The 19,476-nt window shown below is 63.7% G+C and carries 16 protein-coding genes and 1 pseudogene; 10 read left to right on the top strand and 7 right to left on the bottom strand.

Annotated features, from left to right (window positions below):
* Window positions 1–67 precede the first annotated feature (67 nt).
* Window positions 68–2,206, top strand: a complete 2,139-nt coding sequence (locus tag RTY46_RS04400; protein WP_312706844.1) for a TonB-dependent receptor — start codon at window positions 68–70, stop codon at window positions 2,204–2,206.
* A gap of 66 nt (window positions 2,207–2,272) precedes the next feature.
* On the opposite strand, the gene RTY46_RS04405 is transcribed toward RTY46_RS04400, so the two are convergent.
* From RTY46_RS04405 to msuE, 6 genes are all read right to left on the bottom strand, one after another.
* Window positions 2,273–3,697 (bottom strand): PepSY domain-containing protein, encoded by a 1,425-nt coding sequence (locus tag RTY46_RS04405; RefSeq protein WP_312706845.1) that lies wholly within the window; start codon window positions 3,695–3,697, stop codon window positions 2,273–2,275.
* Window position 3,698: 1 nt separating this feature from the next.
* On the bottom strand, window positions 3,699–5,738 hold the full coding sequence (locus tag RTY46_RS04410) for a TonB-dependent receptor (protein WP_312706846.1): 2,040 nt from the start codon (window positions 5,736–5,738) through the stop codon (window positions 3,699–3,701).
* 129 nt (window positions 5,739–5,867) lie between these two features.
* Entirely contained in the window at window positions 5,868–6,332 is a 465-nt protein-coding gene (locus RTY46_RS04415; RefSeq protein ID WP_312706847.1) for a DUF2946 family protein, read from the bottom strand.
* A 66-nt stretch (window positions 6,333–6,398) separates the two neighbouring features.
* Window positions 6,399–7,433 (bottom strand): methionine synthase, encoded by a 1,035-nt coding sequence (locus tag RTY46_RS04420; protein WP_312706848.1) that lies wholly within the window; start codon window positions 7,431–7,433, stop codon window positions 6,399–6,401.
* Between the two features lie 48 nt (window positions 7,434–7,481).
* Window positions 7,482–8,459 (bottom strand): DUF1852 domain-containing protein, encoded by a 978-nt coding sequence (locus tag RTY46_RS04425; RefSeq protein WP_312706849.1) that lies wholly within the window; start codon window positions 8,457–8,459, stop codon window positions 7,482–7,484.
* Window positions 8,460–8,474: 15 nt separating this feature from the next.
* Window positions 8,475–9,065 (bottom strand): FMN reductase, encoded by a 591-nt coding sequence (msuE, locus tag RTY46_RS04430; RefSeq protein WP_312706850.1) that lies wholly within the window; start codon window positions 9,063–9,065, stop codon window positions 8,475–8,477.
* A gap of 75 nt (window positions 9,066–9,140) precedes the next feature.
* On the opposite strand from msuE, the gene RTY46_RS04435 reads away from it, so the two are divergent.
* From RTY46_RS04435 to RTY46_RS04450, 4 genes are all read left to right on the top strand, one after another.
* A complete protein-coding gene (locus RTY46_RS04435; RefSeq protein ID WP_312706852.1) occupies window positions 9,141–10,052 on the top strand; it encodes a LysR family transcriptional regulator in 912 nt (303 codons plus the stop codon).
* Complete coding sequence (locus RTY46_RS04440) at window positions 10,052–10,915, top strand: methylenetetrahydrofolate reductase (protein WP_312706854.1); 864 nt, start codon at window positions 10,052–10,054, stop codon at window positions 10,913–10,915. The genes RTY46_RS04435 and RTY46_RS04440 overlap by 1 nt, the downstream gene beginning before the upstream one ends.
* A 102-nt stretch (window positions 10,916–11,017) precedes the next feature.
* On the top strand, window positions 11,018–11,539 hold the full coding sequence (locus RTY46_RS04445) for a DUF6622 family protein (protein ID WP_164276222.1): 522 nt from the start codon (window positions 11,018–11,020) through the stop codon (window positions 11,537–11,539).
* A gap of 61 nt (window positions 11,540–11,600) precedes the next feature.
* A complete protein-coding gene (locus RTY46_RS04450; protein WP_312706856.1) occupies window positions 11,601–11,966 on the top strand; it encodes a hypothetical protein in 366 nt (121 codons plus the stop codon).
* Between the two features lie 36 nt (window positions 11,967–12,002).
* Here the strand turns inward: RTY46_RS04450 and RTY46_RS04455 are convergent.
* A pseudogene (locus RTY46_RS04455) lies at window positions 12,003–12,692 on the bottom strand (ATP-binding protein); the annotation flags it as partial.
* A 122-nt stretch (window positions 12,693–12,814) separates the two neighbouring features.
* Here RTY46_RS04455 and RTY46_RS04460 point away from each other — a divergent pair.
* The 5 genes from RTY46_RS04460 to RTY46_RS04480 all read left to right on the top strand — a co-directional run bounded on the left by RTY46_RS04460 (window position 12,815) and on the right by RTY46_RS04480 (window position 19,476).
* Complete coding sequence (locus tag RTY46_RS04460; RefSeq protein ID WP_312706858.1) at window positions 12,815–13,474, top strand: TnsA endonuclease N-terminal domain-containing protein; 660 nt, start codon at window positions 12,815–12,817, stop codon at window positions 13,472–13,474.
* A gap of 3 nt (window positions 13,475–13,477) precedes the next feature.
* Window positions 13,478–15,373 carry a Mu transposase C-terminal domain-containing protein gene (locus tag RTY46_RS04465; RefSeq protein WP_312706859.1) on the top strand — a complete coding sequence of 632 codons (1,896 nt, stop codon included), beginning with the start codon at window positions 13,478–13,480 and terminating at the stop codon, window positions 15,371–15,373.
* Window positions 15,373–16,254 (top strand): TniB family NTP-binding protein, encoded by an 882-nt coding sequence (locus tag RTY46_RS04470; RefSeq protein WP_312706860.1) that lies wholly within the window; start codon window positions 15,373–15,375, stop codon window positions 16,252–16,254. Before RTY46_RS04465 ends, RTY46_RS04470 begins: the two co-directional genes overlap by 1 nt.
* A 1,639-nt stretch (window positions 16,255–17,893) precedes the next feature.
* The gene (locus RTY46_RS04475; protein ID WP_312706861.1) at window positions 17,894–18,748 is read left to right on the top strand and encodes a hypothetical protein; all 855 of its coding nucleotides are present in this window, start codon (window positions 17,894–17,896) and stop codon (window positions 18,746–18,748) included.
* Window positions 18,749–19,005: 257 nt separating this feature from the next.
* Window positions 19,006–19,476: an NIF family HAD-type phosphatase gene (locus RTY46_RS04480; RefSeq protein WP_312706862.1), complete on the top strand. Its 471-nt coding sequence runs from the start codon at window positions 19,006–19,008 to the stop codon at window positions 19,474–19,476.

Consider the following 19,476-nt stretch of genomic DNA (forward strand, 5'->3'; position numbering starts at 1 on the left):
AGAGGTTCCCGTGCGTTCCCCCACTCCCTTGGCCGCTGCAATCGCGACCCTTCTGCTTGCCCCATCGTTGCCCGCGCTCGCTCAGGATGCCGCCAGCCCCACCACGCTGGACGGGGTGCGGGTCACCGGCTCCAAGCGCGATACCCCGTACCTGAAGAGTGATCTTTCGGTCACCGTGCTCAACCGCGAGGCGCTGAAAGAGGCCGGCGTGGTCGAATTCCGCGATCTGGACAAGCTGGCCCCCAACGTGAAGTTCAACGCGATGGGTCAGTTGAGCGACATGTACATCTCCATCCGCGGCATCGAATCCAATCCGTTCCTGGTCAACCGCGCGTCGGTCTATATCGATGGCATTCCGTTCAAGGAACTCAGCAACGCGGTGCTGAACCAGGTGGAATCGGTGGAGGTGCTGCGCGGCCCGCAGGGCACGCTGTACGGTGCCAACAGTGAATCGGGCCTGGTGCTGGTCAAAACCAAAGGCCCGACCGATGCCATGGAAGGCGAGGTGAACCTGCGCAGCACCTGGTTCAGCAACGGCAATGGCAACAGCCTGGATGGCTTCGTCTCCGGGCCGCTGGGCGAGCGCGGGAACCTGTCCGGTTCGGTCGCCTTCATGGCGTCGGACGAGGGCAGCTTCCTGCGCAACCTCACGCCGTTCAATGGCACCGAAGGCAAGGTGCGCGAGCAGTACCTGCAGGGCAAGCTGCGCTGGCAGCCCAGCGATTTCGTTACCGTGAACGCGTTGGCCTACCACCTGCGCACGCGCGCGCCGGGCATGTTCGAGTACGAATACCTGCCGTTGGACGTCGGCCTGTACAACCGCACCTACGGCACGCGCCTCAACGGCGGGCGCCAGGCCGGTGACTTCACCTATATCAACGATGCGCCCAAGCGCACCGAGAAGGATGAGACGGTGGCGGGCCTGAGTGCGCAGTGGCAGTTGGAAGCCGGTACGTTCGATGTGGCCGCGTCCTACCGTACCCACGAGGACGTTTCGGCGGGCTACGACTTCGACATGACCGAGAGCGCAGCGCTGGCCGGGCGCACCTACGACAAGCAGGACGCCTGGAATGCCGAGGCGCGCTTCAGCTCGCCAGATGACCAGGCGTTGACCTGGATGGCCGGTGTTTCCACCTACAGCACCGACAAGGATTCGATCCTGGGCACCTTCGTCGGGCCAATCACCCGCAGCTTGAACAGCTACAACCTGGCACCCCGGCAGACCGCCAAGGGCCAGGACTACAGCGTGTTTGCCACGGCCAGCTACACCTTCCCCGCCGTGCCGAAGCTGACCGCCAGCCTGGGCCTGCGCCACGAACAGGCGCGCCGTTCCACCGAACAGCGTGCCGGTTCGCTGGACCTGGCCGAAGGTGGGCTGGTGCTGTACCGCGACGCCGCGCTGGAACACACCTTCCATGCCACCCTGCCGCGCGTGTCACTGCGCTACGACGCCACCGACAACCTCTCGTTCTACGCCGCCTCGGCCAAGGGCTATATCCCCGGCGGTTTCAATCTGGCTGCCGCGCAGAGCGACGTAGTGAATGACAAGGTGCTGCGCTACGAATCGGAAATGATGTGGAGCCACGAACTGGGCTTCAAGATGAACGTCGGCGGCGGCCGCGGCCATATCGGCGGCGCGCTGTTCCACATCACCTCGGACAACTGGCAGGAAATCCAGGTGGCCACCGATGCCAACGGGCGCCCGATCTCGTCGGACTACGTGGGATCGGATGCATCGATCCGCTCGCGCGGTGCCGAGCTGGAAGGCGCCTATGAGCTGGCACCCGGCTTCACCCTGACCGCCAATGTGGGCTACGTAGACGCGAAGTACACCAAGCTCTGGGCCACGGTGGACGAGAACCTGGCCGGCAACCGGGTGAAGCTGACGCCGCATTACACCGGCTATCTGGCGGCGCGCTACCAGCATCCGTCCGGCGTCTTCGGGCGAGTGGAATCGGCGTTTGCCGGCTCCAGCGCGCTGGATGAGCGTAACCGTGCCTACCAGCCCGCGGTGGCCATCATCGGGCTGCAGCTGGGCTACGAAAACGGCCCGTGGACCGGCCGCCTGTTCGTGCAGAACCTGACCAACAAGCGGCGGGTGAACGGGTTGATCTTCGACAACCTGGCCTTCGGGCGCGACGGCAACTACTACGGGCCGATTGATAGCCCGCGCATTGTGGGTGCCGAAGTGAGCATGCGCTTCTAGTGTCCAGCAGAAAGGGGCGGTGCGCCGTAGAACGTGCACCGCCCCATTGCCCATCGAATCAATGTTTCAGCGCGCTGGTGGCGCGCGCCAACCGCGCGTGGCCACCGCATCGAGCACGCCGACCAGCAGCAGCGTAGCGCCCACCAAGGGGAACAGCAGCCCGCCGATGCACAGCAGCGCGAACACGACGGCCACGCTGCGGCCCTGCCGGGGCAGGGGCGGAACACCCAGGCCACCCTGCGGCCGGCGTTTCCACGACATCACCGCGCCGCTGGCACACAGCACCACGATGGCCAGGCAGGCGGCCAGCAGGAACAGGCGGTTGGCCGTGCCGTATTCCTGCCCCAGGTGCACGTTGATGCCCCATTCCAGGCTTCTTCCAAGCAGGCCGTAGTCGGCGTAGGTCATGTCCAGCAGTACCTTGCCGCTGTACTGGTCCAGGTGCACCACGCGCTGCTGGTCCAGCGCCTCGGGGTAGACCGACGCGGTATACACGCCCATGGCCCCACGCGGCAGGCTGATGCTGTAACCCGGGGCCAGACCCAGGCTGGCGAAGCTGTGCACCGCAGCATCGATACCGATGGCGCCGGCCTGCGGTGCCAGATCCCCCCGCATGCTTCCGCCATGGCCTTCATGACCTTCATGGTTGGACGCGGCAGCGTGCTGGGCGGGCGCACGTGCAGACAGCGGCAGTTGGGCCTGCTGCATCGACCAGGTGGGGGTGGTGGTGTCAGCCAGGCGCTGGTGCGACATCGGCACATCCACGCGCACGCCCGAGGGATAGCCGTAGTCGTGTCCATTGGCCCAGGCATTGACCTGGTTGCCCCAGACCACTGACCACGGCATGCCGGTCACGGCCAGGAACAGCAGCACCAGCCCCACCCAGACGCCGGTGACCGCATGCAGGTCGCGCCAGAACAGGCGCTGGCCCGGCCGCCCGCGCACCGTGGTCATGCCGCCCTTCTGGCCACGTGGCCACCACAGGTATACGCCGGTGACCACCAGCAGGATCGCCCAGCCCGCGGCAATCTCGATCAGCGCGCTGGCGTAGCGGCCCAGCAGGTCCAGGCTGTGCAGGCGCCGCACGACGCCGGAAAACGTGCCTTTTTCCGGCAGGTGGCCGAGCACCCGTGCCGTGCCGGGGTCCACGTAGTACACCTGGCGGCGCCCATCCTTTTCGATCACGCCGATTTCCACGCTGCCGTCGGCGCGCTCTGGCATGGTGTAGCGGAAGACATCGCCTGCGGTTGCGGCCTGCACGGCGGCGATGTTCGCGCTGGGTAGCATGGCGGCTGTACCGGTGGGTTCCACCACCTTCAGACCTGCATGTACCCAGCGGTCGATGGGCTTCTGATAAAGGTAGACGGCACCGGTCAATGCCAACCACGCGATGAAGGGCAGGACGAACAGCCCGGCGTAGAAATGCCATCGCCATACGGCGCGGTAGAAGCGCAGGGGCTCGACGACAGGCGCTGTGCTGCTGGATTGCATCTCAGAGCTCCCGGGTCCAGGTCAGGTAGAGCGCGCGGCCATCGCCGGGCGAATAGCCCGACGATCCGCTGTCATACCAGGCGTACAGATAGGCGCGATCGGCCGCGTTTTTCAACTGCAGCATCAGCCGGTTGCGCGGGTTCATCCGGTAGGCGGCACTCACATTGAGCAGGGCATAGCCGCCGTAGCGGCCCAGGGTGTTGGTGCGTTCCACGTAGTAGTCGCCCTGGCCATTGCCCCAGGCACTGAAGGTCCAGTCCGGCACGGGGCTGAATTCCACACCTGCGCTGGCCAGCCAGTTCGGCACGTTCTCGATCTGCCGACCCCGCGTGGCCGGTGCGCTCGGATCGGGAACCTCGATCGTGGCCTTCTGCCGCGAATACGATGCCCATGCGCGCCAGCGTGCATCGGGTTGCCAGGTGGCCTGCAGGTCCCAGCCATGGCGCCGGGTCTTGCCCACGTTGCCCACCTCGTTGCTGCCGACCGTACCGTTCACGCCCAGGATCGTGGCCACTTCATCCGACGCGGTCTGCTCCCAGACGGCAATGCGCGTCTGCAGGCCCGCCGCCGGGGACCATTTCAGCCCGGCTTCCCAGCCCTCGTTGATCGACGGCGCAAGATTCTGCGCCTGCGTGCGGTAGGCACCATTGCCACTGCCGATCTGGAAATTACGCCCCCAGTTGGCATAGGCCACCACGGCGTCGGTGATGGAGTAGGAGGCACTGAACTTTGGCTGCTTGATCAGCCCGTAGTGGTAGACCGGTGCCGTGGTGCCCGAGGACACATCGCTGAAGTCACCGTAGATGCGATCCACGCGGTAGGCCGGTACCAGTTTCAGCCGGTCGATCGGCCGGATCACCGCCTGTACGTAGGCACCGCGCGTCTCCAGGTTGAAATCCCAGTTACGCAGGGTGGCCTGGCGCTGGCGCTGCACGGTGCGGAAGCGCTGGGCGATGTTGTCCTGCCACTGGCCGTCCACACCGGCATCGACCACCAGTTCGGCCAATGCGGTATCCGGCCGCCAGCTGGCATTGAACATCAGCCCGCGCTGGCGTTCATCGTTGAAGCGTTCCTGCTGCGCACCGCCTTCGGTGAAGGTGACCCAGCGCTGGTTGCGGTAGTCATTCTGGTAGGCCTTGGCGGTCCCGTGCCAGTCGCTGCCGATACGCCCGTCCACGTGCAGTGCAGTCTGCCGCGTCTGGCGTTCGCTGCGGTCATCCCTGGCGTAGTCGGGGGATTGCCTTGGATCGGCCTGCAGTTGCGGGTAGCTCAGGTAGCCCGCTTCCAAGGCCGCGTTCTTGTAGTAGCGCATGGTCAGGCCGCCGCGCCAGGCGCCGTCGGGGTCGGTGTAGAACCACTTGCCGGCGAAGCTGCGCTGGGTGGCATCGGCATGGTCGCGCTCGCCCGCGGACTGGCGCCAGCCGATGAAGTAGTTCTGCGACCACGGCCCGTGCTCGAAGCCTTTCGCCAGCTGCAGGTCCTGCGTACCGAAGCTGCCTGCGGTCATGCTCAGTTGGCCGTCGTTGCCGCCCTGGCGGGTGACCACGTTGACGTCGCCGGCGATGGCGTTCAGGCCGTAGCGCGCGTCGTTGGTGCCGCGCACGATCTCCATGGCAGTGATATCCAGCGGCCAGACCGCATCCAGGTAGGGCATGCCCCCGGCGTTGTCGTTGCTGGGAATGCCGTCGATCAGCAGCTTCACCGCATTGATGCGGCCTTCGCCGTTGAAGCCGCGGAATGAAAAACGCCCCGCATCGGTACCCATCTTGAATTGGGTCACCTGCACGCCGGGGGCGTTCATCAGCAGCTCCCAGCTGTGTTCAACGCGCTGCGACTGCAGCACGTCGCCGCCGATGACGTCGACCGAGCTGAAAATGGCGCGGGCGCTGCGGTCCCAGGCGTCGGTGGCCGTGGCCTGGACGGTGCCCAGGGTGAGTGCGGTACCGTCCTGCGCGGAAGCGGCGGATGGCAACAGGCACAGGCAGCCCAGCGCAATGGCCAGGCTGAGCGACAGGGGAGTGCGGGTAGGGTTCTGGGTCATGGTCACAGCACGCGGCACCACCGGCCAGCAGACCGGTAGTGCAGAAATCAGGAAACGCCGCTACGCCCGCGCAGCCAGGCGCAGGCGTTGAGAGCATTGGCAGGTATGCCGCGCGTCAGGCGCGGATGATCAGGCCCGCTGCGGTGGCCCGCGGGCGCCCAGATGACCGGCGGCGACGCTGGCGCCCCACTGCAGCACCCAGGTGCGTGCGAACTGCGGCGGTCGCCAGCCGATCAGCGCGATCAGCATCGCGACCAGCAGGCTGACCATGCGCGCGGCAATCAGGCAGTAGTCGCAGTCCACGCCCATGTCATGGTTGGCGTGGGGGGCGCTCTTGCTTGCCGTAGGGCCGGCATGCGCGGTCATGGCCACAGCGCTTTCGCTGCCGTGGTGGTGCGCGCCGCTGGGGTGTTCATGTGGCGCCGGGCCGACCTGTTCAGCCGCGTGCAGAGCGTGCACGCGCGGTGCTTCTGGACTGTGGGCGATCCACCGGCTCAGCAGTGGCGCAGCCACGATGAGCAGCATGGCGATGGCCGCCATCAGAGTCAGGCTGCGGTGGAAGGGAACGGCGCGCACGCCGGCATTGTAGGCCAAGGCTGGACGCTGGACCGGCGGCCGGTAACGGGGTGCGACACGCGGTCGCACCCGCTGGATTTGCCTTCAACGAATACCCGCAAGCTCCTCACGCACGATCTGCGCGCCGGCACTCAGCGCCCGCAGCTTGCCGCGCGCCACCTCACGCGGCAGTGGCGCCATGCCGCAGTTGGTGCAGGGGTACAGCTTGTCGGCATCCACGAACTGCAGCGCCTTGCGCAGGGTGTTGGCCACTTCTTCCGGCGTTTCCACCGTGCTGGACGCCACATCGATCGCGCCCACCATCACCTTCTTGCCGCGCACCAGTTCAATCAGGTCGATCGGCACATGCGAGTTGTGGCATTCCAGCGAGATCAGATCGATGCTGGATTTCTGCAGCTTGGGGAAGGATTCTTCGTACTGCCGCCATTCCGAACCCAGCGTCTGCTTCCAATCGGTATTGGCCTTGATGCCGTAGCCGTAGCAGATGTGCACGGCGGTCTGGCACTTCAGCTCCTCGATGGCACGCTCTAGGGTCGCAACGCCCCAGTCGTTCACTTCATCGAAGAACACGTTGAAGGCCGGTTCGTCGAACTGGATGATGTCCACGCCGGCCGCTTCCAGTTCCTTCGCTTCCTCGTTGAGGATCTTCGCGAATTCCCAGGCCAGCTTCTCGCGGCTCTTGTAGTGCGCGTCGTACAGCGTGTCGATCATGGTCATCGGGCCGGGCAGGGCCCACTTGATCGGCTGTGCGGTCTGCCGGCGCAGGAACTTCGCATCTTCCACGAACACAGCCTTCGGCCGGCTGACCGCGCCCACCACGGTGGGAACGCTGGCGTCGTAGCGGTTGCGGATGCGCACGGTTTCGCGCTTGTCGAAATCCACGCCTTCCAGGTGTTCGATGAAGGTGGTGACGAAGTGCTGCCGGGTCTGCTCGCCGTCGCTCACGATATCGATGCCGGCGTGCTGCTGTTCCTGCAGGGACAGGCGCAGCGCGTCCTGCTTGCCCTCGGTCAGCGCGTCATCCTGCAGTTTCCAGGGCGACCAGAGCTTTTCAGGCTCGGCAAGCCACGACGGCTTGGGCAGGCTTCCGGCGGTGGAGGTCGGCAGTAGTTTCTTCATCGGTATCGGGGTCTTGTGTCCTGGGGAGGGGAGTCGATTCAGCTGCGATCAGCGTGCAGCCCACTGCTCAAGCACGCTGCGGTAGGGCTTGATGAAGTGTTCTTCGGTGAAGCGGCCCTGCTTCACCGCCAGTTGGCTGCGCTCTTCGCGGTCGTAGACGATGCGGGTGGACGAATAGTCCTGGTGCTTCAGGCTGGGCTGGTAGACCTTGCCGGCCACCGAATTGGCGTTGTAGATCTCCGGGCGGTAGATCTTCTGAAAGGCCTCCATCACGCTGATGGTGCCGATCAGTTCGAGGTTCGAGTAATCGCCCAGCAGGTCGCCCTGGAAATAGAACGCCAGCGGCGCAACGCTGCCCGGCGGCATGAAATAGCGCACCTGCAGGCCCATCTTGTCGAAGTACTGGTCGGTGGGCGAGAACTCACCCTGGCGGTATTCCACGCCCAGGATGGGGTGGTGGTTCTCGGTGCGGTGGTAGGTCTTGCTGCTGGACACGCTGATGCAGATCACCGGCGCCTTGCTGAACTGCGCGCGGTAGGCGTCGGACTGCAGGAAGTGCTTGAACAGCTTGCCGTGCAGATCGCCGAAGTCTTCGGGAATGGCAAAGCGGTCCTTGCCTTCGTTGCTGGCCGGCAGCACCACGCTGAAATCGTAGTCACGCACGTACGAGGAGAAATTGTTGCCGACGATGCCTTCGGTGCGCACACCGGTGTGCGTATCCACCAGGGTGGGGCGCAGCACTTCGATCAGCGGGAACGGGTCGCTGCCATCGCGGCCGTCGATGTGCATTTCCACCGAAATGATGTCCAGCTCCACCACGTAGCGATCGGCGTTGGGGTTGTCCCAGTGCGCCAGGTCGTTGCAGCGGTTGTTGATCATGGCCAGCGTGTTGCGCAGGTTCTGCTGCCGCGCCGCGCCGCGTGCCAGGTTGGCGAAGTTGGTGGTGATGCGGGTGCCGTCGGCCGGCTGGTAATCCTCGTTGAACGGGATGCGCGTGATGCTGAAGGTAAAGGTGTCTGTGCTCATGGGCGGCATTCCGGTTCAGAGGGCTTCAAGGGTGGCGGCGGGCTGCGGCGCGGGGCGGTGGGACAGCGCCAGCAGCGGCAGGGCACGCTGCACGGCCAGTTCGGCGCGCTGCAGCAGGGCCGGGTCGTATACGCGGCCGTCGGCGAAGTCCTTGTCGGTGGCGTACACCCCCAGCGGCAGGGTGCGGGCCTGGAAGAAGCTGAAAAGCGGCCGCAACTGGTGGTCGATCATCAGCGCGTGGCGCTCGCTGCCGCCGGTGGCGGCCAGCAGGATGGGGGTATCGACCAGCGCGTCCTGCTGGATGAAATCGAAGAAGTGCTTGAACAGACCGGTGTACGAGCCGCGGTAGACCGGCGTGGCCACCACCAGCACGTCGGCCTGTTCAACCGCAGCCAGCGCCTGTTCGGCGCTGTCGGGCAACTGCGAACGCCACAGCGCCCCAGCCAGTTGCGGGGCCAGTTCGCCCAGCTCGATCAGCTGGGGCTGGCTGGGCAGGTGGTCGCCCAGCAGGTCCAGCAGGTGTTCGCACAGGGTGGCCGCCCGCGAGGGGCGCTGCAGGCCGCCGGACACGGCGACGATTCGGAGGGGGCGGTGGGGAGAAAGCATGACCCGATGCTAGTCAGGGCGTTCCATGACGTAAAATGGTTTTACTTCACACATCCATGAGCGGGGCTCATAGACATGCTGGAACGCATCCACCTCAGCATCGTCCAGCAGGTTGAACTGCAGGGCTCGCTCACCGCCGCCGCCGGCGTGCTGAACCTGACCCAGTCGGCGCTGAGCCACAGCATGAAGAAGCTGGAACAGCAGCTGGGCACCGATGTCTGGCTGCGCGAAGGCCGCAACCTGCGCCTGACCCAGGCCGGCCAGTACCTGCTGGCCGTGGCCAACCGCGTGCTGCCCCAGCTGGACCTGGCCGAAGAGCGGCTGGGCCAGTTCGCCCAGGGCGAGCGCGGCTCACTGCGCATCGGCATGGAATGCCACCCCTGCTACCAGTGGTTGCTGAAGATCGTGTCGCCCTACCTGGCCGCCTGGCCCGATGTGGACGTGGACGTAAAGCAGAAGTTCCAGTTCGGCGGCATCGGGGCGCTGTTCGGCTACGAGATTGATCTGCTGGTCACCCCCGACCCGCTGCTGAAGCCGGGCCTGACCTTCGTTCCCGTGTTCGATTACGAGCAGGTGCTGGTGGTGGCCAGCAACCATCCGCTGGCCAAGGTGGACCATGTAAAGCCGCGCCAGCTGACCCAGGAAGTGCTGATCAGCTACCCGGTGCCGTTCGAGCGGCTGGATATCTACAACCAGTTCCTGCTGCCGGCCGGGGTGACCCCGCGCCGCCACAAGGCGATTGAAACCACCGACATCATGATGCAGATGGTGGCCAGCGGCCGCGGCGTGGCGGCCATGCCGCGCTGGCTGGTGGAAGAGTACGCCGCACGCATGGACGTGGTGCCGGTGCGGCTGGGTGCGAAGGGCATTCCCAAGCAGATCTACCTGGGCGCGCGCGAATCGGATACCGCCATCGATTATCTGCGGGCCTTCGTGGACCTGGCACGCGGCAGTTCGGCGGTCGCGCGCGCGCACGGGGCTGGCTGATGTCCATGGAAAGCGGGGCGAGGGCGCGCGCCTTCCTGGATGCGTGTTCGTGGGAAGTGAGCGCGAAGGCCGTGCAGGCCCTGCGCGCCGAGGCCGCACGTATCGCGCCGGGCACCACCATCTCCATTCCCTATCTGGCCAGCGAAGACGACGCGGCGCGGCTGGCCGCGGCACGGGCCATCCGCGAGCTGGGCTTCCAGCCGATGCCGCACCTGTCGGCACGGCGCATCGGCAGCCAGGCCGCGCTGGAACACTTCATCCAGCGGGCAGTGGGCGAGGCCGGCGTGGAGCGCTGCCTGGTGATTGCCGGCGATCTGGCGGAGCCCGTCGGTCCGTTCGCCGACAGCACGGCGATCATCGAGACCGGTCTACTGGAACGCGCCGGCATCAAAGTGGTGGCCGTGGGCGGGCACCCGGAAACCCACCCGGTCATGACCGCCGCGCAGCGCTGGCAGGTGCTGGAGCACAAGTGCCAGCGCATTGAAGCGCGCGGCATGGCGCCGTGGATCATCACCCAGTTCGCCTTCGATGCCGAAATAGTGCTGGCCTGGTTGAATGCACTGCGCGCACGCGGCATTGCGCACCCCGTGCTGGTCGGCATTCCCGGGCCGGCCAGCGTGACCCGGCTGGTGCGCTATGCGGCCATGTGCGGGGTCGGCGCGAGCACGGCCATGCTGGCCCGCTACGGTATTTCCCTGGGCCGCCTGCTGGGTTCGGCAGGGCCGGACCGGTTCGTGGACAAGCTGCTGGCCGGAATGGGCGACGACCCTGGTCCGGTCAGCCCGCACCTGTTTCCCTTCGGCGGCATCGCGCCGTCGCTGGACTGGGTGCAGCAGTACCGGCGCAACGCCCGGTCAGGGTAAGCGGCTGACACCTGTCACTTGTGGCGGTTTCGTGCAGGACCATAATCGAGGCGTCAGATAACCGCAGCACGCCCTCACCCTGCCGACAAGGAATTCCCCGCAATGATCATGCAGATTCTCTCGCACACCCCGCTCTGGGTCTGGGCGCTGCTGGCCTTCCTGGTGTACCGCGGCATCGCCGCCATGAAGCCGGGTGAAAGCTCGCTGGTGCGGCTGGCGATCGTGCCGGCCTTGTTCCTTGTCTGGGGCGCATGGTCCATCAGCCATCGCTACGGTGGCTCGCTGCAGGCCTGGGGTGAATGGCTGGTCGGCATCGCCGCCGGCGCGGCCCTTGGCTGGCTGCTGCTGCGCCGTGCGACGCTGGCGCTGAACCCGGCCACCGGCAAGCTGCGCCGCAGCCCGGACTACAGCCTGCTGCCGCTGCTGCTGGTCACTTTCCTGGTGAAGTACGGGTTTGAAGTGGCGTTCGCGGTGTCGCCCGCGCTGGCGGGCCATGCCGGGTTCACTGCGGCGTATCTACTGACCTCGGGTGGGTTTGCCGGCATTTTCCTGGGCAAGTTCTGCCGGTACGTGGTGGCGGTGCGGCGCGGTGCGGGTGGTGGCGCGCTTGGTGTGGCGGGTTGATTCAAATACGGGATGGGAGGCTGCGCACGCTGCCAGCCTCAGCATGGGAAGCAGATAGCGAATGAAATTGTTCCAGCGTCGGCTGATCTACGTGCGCGTCTACCAGGATCACTTCATTGCGCGCGCCGTTGGTGCGGAGATCACCATTCGCCGCCAGTGCCACGCCCTTGGCAACCGGCGTGGTCCAGTCCGCGACTTCGCCCCCATCCGCTCCAAGCTCAAAAAGATCGTCTCGGAACTCACCGTTGGGTTCTCATTCGTCAGGCCGTGGGCGCTGCTGCATTTTGATCCCATCCAATACCCGGTCACGAAAGAGAAACTGGCGCAGTTCCAACGGGTCGCCATGCGAAGCGGTGTCAGCATTTGTTTCTTGTCCACGTGGGAACAGCCGCATGAGGACAAAGATTTGATGGAAATACTCGCGTAGGTGCCGAGGGACGTGAGCGATTTGGGCGTATACGGTCTACGCCCTCGCGTTTCCCCGATCCAGTTGCCGGTAACCGATGGCCTCGGCCAGATGCGCGGTCCGGATGATGTCGCTGCCGGCCAGATCGGCAATGGTGCGCGCGACACGCAGAATGCGGTGCATCGCCCGCGCTGATAGCTGCAGCCGTTCGATGGCTTGTTCCAGCAGATCCTGGTCGGCCTCGCTCAACCGCGTGCAGGTGCGCAGCGTGGCGGGCGGCAGATGGGCATTCAGCCCGCCGCGCTCCCGCTGCTTGGCGTGTGCTGATTCCACCCGTGCGCGTACCGTCGCGCTGGGTTCGCCCAGTGGCGTGCTCTCGCGCAGTTCCACCGCATCCAGCCGTGACACGCTGATATGCAGGTCGATGCGATCCAGCAGCGGGCCCGACACCCGCGCGCGGTAGCGGGTGATGCGTTCATCGCTGCACAGGCAGCGATTGCTGCGGTCGCCGGCCCAACCGCACGGGCAGGGGTTCATCGCGGCTACCAACTGGAATCGCGCGGGGTACTGCACGCTGCGCGCCGCACGCGCGATGCGGATATGGCCTGATTCCAAGGGCTCGCGCAGGGTTTCCAGCGCGCTGCGGTTCCACTCGGGCAGTTCGTCCAGAAAGAGCACGCCGTGATGGGCCAGGGAGATCTCGCCGGGGCAGGGCGGATTGCCGCTGTCATTCCCACCAATTAGCGAGAATCCCCCCTGCAAAAAGGCCCGGTTAGAGCCCTTCACCAAAGCATATCTAGTCTAGGCTCAACATTAAAGGATGCGAACGAAAACACTAATTAACACGACTGGATTGCACACAACAGCTAATGAAAAGACTCGTTTCCAGCGCCCCTGTCCGGAAGTTGAAAAATAGCCGACGGGCCCTGACCGGGAAGGTCAATTTGGAAGCTGGCGGGGTAGCCGGCTTTGAGTCGTCGCTCGAGCGCGATCTCCTTATCGTCCTTGACGCCAACCCGCAGGTCCTGCGGGTTCAAGAGCAGCCGTTCACCCTGACCCACGTTCATGGCGGCCGAGTGCGCCGGTACACCCCTGACGTGCTGGCAGAGTTCGATCGGGACGAGATCCCGACCGTTGTCTATGAGGTCAAACCCCATGAGGTCCTCAAGGAGGATTGGCAGGAACTACGGCCTCGTTTCAAGGCCGCTGTCGCCTACTGCCGCAGGAGGGACTGGCAGTTCAAGATCGTGACGGAGCGTCATATCCGCACGCCCTACCTCCAGAATGCCAAGTTCCTTCGCCGCTATCGGGCCATGGACACGCTGTACGTCAGGCAGGCCCAGCTGCGCTACACCGCAAGCGCGCTTGGTCCTACTACACCCGAAGCCTTGCTCGCCGCCGCCTACTGGCCGGAGGAGGAGCGGGCACTGGCCATCCCTGCGCTGTGGCAAATGGTCGCCCGGGGTGACTTCGACATTGATCTGAACAAGCCGCTCAGCATGCGCATGCCGATGCAGCTGAGGGAATAACCCATGTCTGAATCCAACTTCTTGAGCATCGCGCCCGGAGCTGAGGTGATGGTTGGCCAGCGCCGCTATCGCATCACTCGATCACTTGACCTCTACAGCGTCCTGGCCGAGGACGTTGAGACACAGGCGCCCACACGGCTGCGAATCGAGACGATGTCGCGGGTGATCGAGGCAGCAGCGGACGATGGCACGCCAAACTACTCCGTGCACCACTACTCAGACGAGGTTTGGGCGGTGGCTCAACGTCGGTTCGAGGCCATCAAACCTCTGATCGAGATGCCCTACCGCAGCAAGGACGATGTCAGCCGGGCAGCTTTGGCCGCGGGTGTGAACACAGCGACGCTCTATAAGTGGCTGTCCTTGTACTTGGATCACCAGCATGTCGCAGCGCTGGTGCCCCGGAAGCCTGGTCGAAACAAAGGCGATCGCTATCTTCATGCGGACCAAGAGTTGGTCATCGCTTCGGTCATTGAGGATTTCTACCTGACCAAGCAGCGTCGCTCCCCCGGGGAGGTAGTTGCCGAGGTGCTCCAGCGTTGCCGGGTCGCCAGCATCAACGCGCCGCACGAGAACACCATTCGCAAGAGGCTAGCGGAGGTAAGGCCTGCGACAGCGCTGCGCTCCCGCGGCCAGAAGGACAAGGCCCGCAACAAGTATGAGCCGATTCGGGGCTCCTTCCCGGGCGCCGACTTCCCGATGGCGGTCGTCCAGATCGACCATACTCCGCTTGATGTGATCGTCGTCGATGAGGTGTACCGCAAGCCTCTCGGTCGACCCTTCCTCACGCTGGCCATCGACGTCTTCAGCAGGTCGGTTGTCGGACTCTATGTGACCTTGGATGCGCCCTCGGCCACCTCGGTGGCCATGTGTGTATCGCATGCGATCAACACCAAGAGTGAGTATCTGCGAGAGCTTGGCGTTGAGGGAGACTGGCCGGTTTGGGGTCAGATCGGCACGCTGCACGCGGACAATGCACGCGAGTTCAAGTGCAAAGCAGTTGACCGCGGCTGCCAGGCAAACCACATCGACATGCAGTGGCGACCAGTGAAGAAGCCCAACTACGGTGGGCACATCGAGCGTTACATGGGCACGGTGGCCACGGAGATGAAGAAGGTACCGGGCACTACCTTCTCCAATGTTCAGGAGAAGGATACCTACGACTCTGAGAAGGAAGCAGCCCTGACTCTGAGGGACGTGGAGCGGTACCTTGTCGAGTTCATCGTCAACAACTACCACCAGCGTACCCACAGTCAGCTGCAGGGCTCTTCGCCCATGCGCATTTGGCAGCAAGGCATCCTCGGTGGTGATAAGCCTGGCATTGGCCGGATGCTTCCGTCCAATCCGGATCGCATTCGCTTGGATTTTCTGCCTTACTTCAGCAGCACCGTCCAGCGCTACGGCGTTCGCGTTGACTACGTCTACTACTACGACCCTGTCCTGGACCCGTACATCGGCGCCACGGATCCGGAATTTCCCAAGCGCCACCAGAAGTTCACCTTCGCAAGAGACCCTCGCAACGTCAGCGTGATCTACTTCCTGGATCCGGCGGTGGGTGACTACATCGCTATCCCATACCGCAACCTGGGCCATCCAGCGGTTTCTGTTGGCGAACTGCGTGAAGCGCAGCGTGCCATTCGTGCCGAAGGCAAGGCGGCAGTGGACGAAGATCGCATCTTCGACAGCATCCGCAGGAATCGGCAGTTGGTGGATGAGTCGGTGTCCAAGACAAAGGCGGCCCGGCGGCAGCACGCCAAGCGCCCCAAGCCGAACAGCAGCGTGCCTACGACCACCCAAGCTCCTACGGCGCCACCGGCGTCGAAGATCCCTGTGGCGGCAGCGAAGGATCGAAGCATCTTCTCCCAGGTTCTTGAAGTACTCGAGGTAGGAGAGATCAACTAATGAACGCATTTCCGCATCTGATGGACAGCATCGCTGTCCACATGGATAGCAGCATCGAGAAGCGCATTGAAATCTGTAGGGCAGACCGATGGATCGGCTATGAGAAGGCCAAGTCCATCTTGGACTCCTTGGATCAGCTGGTCATGTACCCGACCACCCAGCGCCCACCTTGCCGTGTGATCGTGGCACGAGCGGACAACGGCAAGACCGCGCTGCTCCGACAGTTTCAGCTCAGGCACAAGTCGGTGGAGAAGGAGAACGGAACGCTCTGCTCGCCAGTTGTTCGCATGGCCATGCCCGTGCCGGCAGACCTGTCGCAAGTCTGGTCAGAGATTCTGACGCGGTGTGCGGTGACCCATCGCCGGTCTGATCCGGCGCATACCAAGTACCAGATGGTACTGGCCGTGATGCGGCTGCGCATGGTCCGGGTCCTGGCCATCGATGAATTCAATGATGTGACGCTCGCACGGAAGGGGGCAGCCGACATCCTCGCCGGCCTGCGCAAGCTCAGTAATGACTTGAACATCAGCATTGTGGCGGCGGGTACCACCGCTGCCGTGAATGCGCTCTCCTTCGACGCGCAGATGAAGTCGCGCTTTCAGACCGTGGCTATGCCGAGGTGGGAGCTGGACATCCCTTACCTCAATTTTCTCAACACATATGAGTGTCTGCTGCCGCTGGCCAAGCGTTCCGGCCTGGCCACTGAGGAGCTGTCCACGGCGCTTTTCGCCCTGGGTGAGGAGACCATTGGCGGGACCGTACGTCTTTTGAAGGAGGCGGCGATTCTGGCTATTACCGACGGTAGTGAGCAGATCACCGTCAACCTGATTCAGGCGGTAAAAGAAGCTCGGCCACAGGAAGATGCTCTGGCGAATGTCTAATGCATACCAACTGGCCACCTCCGGTTCCCGGTGAGCTGCTTACCAGCTACCTGGCGCGGCAAGCCATCTCGAATGGGGTCTCGCCTCATACGCTGATGCAACTCGCTTCGCCGGGGATGGCCGTATGGAACCGTGATGTAGACGTCAGCGCCTCATGTTGTCTGATTGATCATCTGGCGGTGGCGTCCGGGCAACCAACCCCGGTGATCGCAGAACTGACCCTGAGCCAGTGGGAAGAGGTTACCCGTCGGCAGCCTGAACCAGTACATGGCGTCTACCACTGGATAGGGAGCATTGGCGTGTATCACCGCAGGCGTTTGCGGCCCGGTCTGGCGTTCTGCCCGGCCTGCTTGGCCGAGGGCGGCGGCTTCCTGAGGCAGTGGCGGCTTTCCTTCTGGACGGTATGCCCAATCCACCAGACGCTGATGCTGGATGGATGCCCCCACTGTGGCGCTCCGGCCCAGCCGCAGCGCCAGGGCTTTGACATATCGGTCTGCTGGAACTGCTTCGCAAACCTCGCTACTGCAAGGGCTCTGCCTGCGGAAGCGACGGCCGCTCAGTCTCTTCTCTTCAATGCCCTGGTGGGACCGTGTGACTGGTTCCTGCCGTGCAACTTTCGCTGCAGCGGCAAAGATCTACTCTGGGGTGTCGATGCTTTGCTTTCCGGGTTTGGGACCGCGCGTTCGCCTGCTTGCTCGTCCAGGGCGCGTGTGGAGTTCAGGCCAGTGGCAGCCCGGCACGCGGACATGCAATTGGTTGATTCATTAGTCAGTGACACGGACGCGCTGGAGGACAGGGCAAGTCGCTACCACCTAACGCAGCGCTGCTTTCGTCAGGACATGCCGCCATGGCTAGCGGCTGTCGTTGACCGGCTGCCCTCGGGCCGCCGGAACAAGGGGTGCAGCGTGATCCGGCAAGAGATGCGAATGGTGGGCGACGCAGAGCGGAAGAGACAGGTTGGGTGGCGCGAAATGAGGGCCGCTTTGTTATTCAAGATGATTGGAAAGGCGCAATGAGTACCGATAAGTTAGGACGCCGTAGCTGCGATGGTTGCAGCCGGCACATCACCAAGGCCCAGCGAATCCACGAAGGGAAGGAGTACTGCGGAACGTGCTACAAGCGCGAGTTCAAGCGGGCGCAATGTCCTGCCTGCGATGGCACAGTGGTGCATCATCGGTCTGAGTCGAAGGCACCTCAGTGCCCGCGATGCGATCGTTCCGAGCGACGCTGTAACCGATGCAATCGCCTAGCACCTGAAGCAAGGCAGGTGACGCTGGTGGTTCCAGCTCCGGACGGAGAGAGCATTACCGAGTGCGTTGTTGCCTGTCTGTCATGCTATCCGTATTTCACCGAAGCCGTACCTTGTGACATCTGCGATGAGCCGAGCCAACGACTGAGCGGTGCCAGCCACCTCGAGCCGGGGCAGAAGGCCTGTCCGCGTTGTATCAATAAGCCAACGCACGTGACCTGCTCCAGATGCCGACGCTACCGAAAGTTGGTGCAAACTACTGACGATGGCCGCAAGCTCTGCGGTCGCTGCAGCACTGATGAGCCGGCCACTCATGACTGCCCGGAGTGTGGGGCTACGGTCAATGGGGCCGGTTCTGCGCGCTGCGATGGATGCAGCATCAAGTCCAGGGTGCGCCGGGAAATTGAGCAGCAGTTGCCAATCTTCCAGCGATCGTGGGTCGCCGATCTGTACCGGCAGTACGGAGAGTGGCTGTTGGCCAAGAGCGTGCCCACTGGCGCTTTACCGAAGAAGGCTGGAAAGGCCGTAGGATTCTTCCTGGCAATTGACGGTGATGCCCTGGTTCGTCAGCCACTGATCGCTGCGGATCTTCTCCGCATCTTCGATACCAAGGCGCTCCGGGCAAACCTCAATGCCACAGACTTTGTCTGCGAGCACTACGGCCTATCCATCGACAAGGACGCACGCAACGAAGCTCGTGATCTGGCCCTCATCGAGGCTCGCCTGTCCGCTGCCGACAGTAGGCCTTGGGGACCGTTCCTTCGCGAGTACAGGGTGTGGCTGACTGGGAAGCAGACCCGGACGGTTTCGCAGTACCTGGGGGTTGCCGAGGCCTTCTGTGAAAGTGCGCAACTGGAGGGCCCATTCAGCCAAGAGCAACTGCTTGGCTATCTAGCGAAGGTTCCGGGAGCTCGGGCGACCATCAGTGTTTGGGTCACTTTCGTGCAAAAGTGCTACGACTGGCAAGTGACCATGCCCCCTCGAACTCCCAAGGCGCCCAACCTCAAGCGCGGGGCGGTCAAACTGGTGGATTTGCTGGCGCGAGTCGGCAGCCTTCCGGAGGCGAACGACCAGGATCTTGCCGACATCCTGTGCCTGGTTTATCAGTTTGAGCCAGCTGAATTACGGCGAATGATAAGGGCCGTCACGCCAGATGGGGACATCATGACTAGGGATGGGCTCCTTCGAGTGCAGGCGGAAATGAAGGGCATCGTCTTGGAGTGGTCCAGACGCCAGTCTTGGTAGGAGCATCTGGATTCTTGGAGTACCTCAGGCCAGCCCGGGCCTGAGGTACTGAGGTCGGGCGGGACGCGACTGCGATAGCTGAACTACCGTGGAAGCCGCTTCCTTGTGCTGGCTCAGTTGCAGGATGGTGTGCGCCGCGCCTCTTACTGCACCGTACCAGTAGGCTCACACCTCAGGCGTACCAGTAGGCTCACGCGATGGACAGCGATCAGCCAAGGGAGCAAGGTGAGCGAGTACGCAGACGGCAGAGGCAGCATATGAAGCCGACCATTCTTGCACTGGACCTTGAGGGCACGCTCATCTCCAATGCGATCAGTCAGATTCCCAGGCCTGGGCTTTACCAGTTTCTGGAGCACATCCAAGCACAGTTTGATCAGTTGATGATGTACACAACTGTTCCCGAAGAGCGCTTTCGCAGCATTGCGACGCTGTTGGTACGCGAAGGTAGCGCACCCAGCTGGTTCGCAGGGCTGCACTACATCTGCTGGTCAGGTAAGACGAAGGACCTGCTTCTAGCCTCGCCTAGACTAGGTGAGGCTCTACTGCTTGATGATCACAAGCCCTATGTGCATCCCGGGCAAGAGCATCTTTGGGTGCCGATTCCGCTGTTTGGCTCTCCCTACCCGCCGAGCGACGATGGTCTGAATATCGCTCTCAGACGTTTGCTTGTCCGCATTGGTGGTGCTGACTGCAACCAACAGACGGCACCTCGGTCCGGAGAGCTGTAG

Source organism: Stenotrophomonas sp. (assembly GCF_032056425.1).
Lineage (GTDB): Bacteria > Pseudomonadota > Gammaproteobacteria > Xanthomonadales > Xanthomonadaceae > Stenotrophomonas.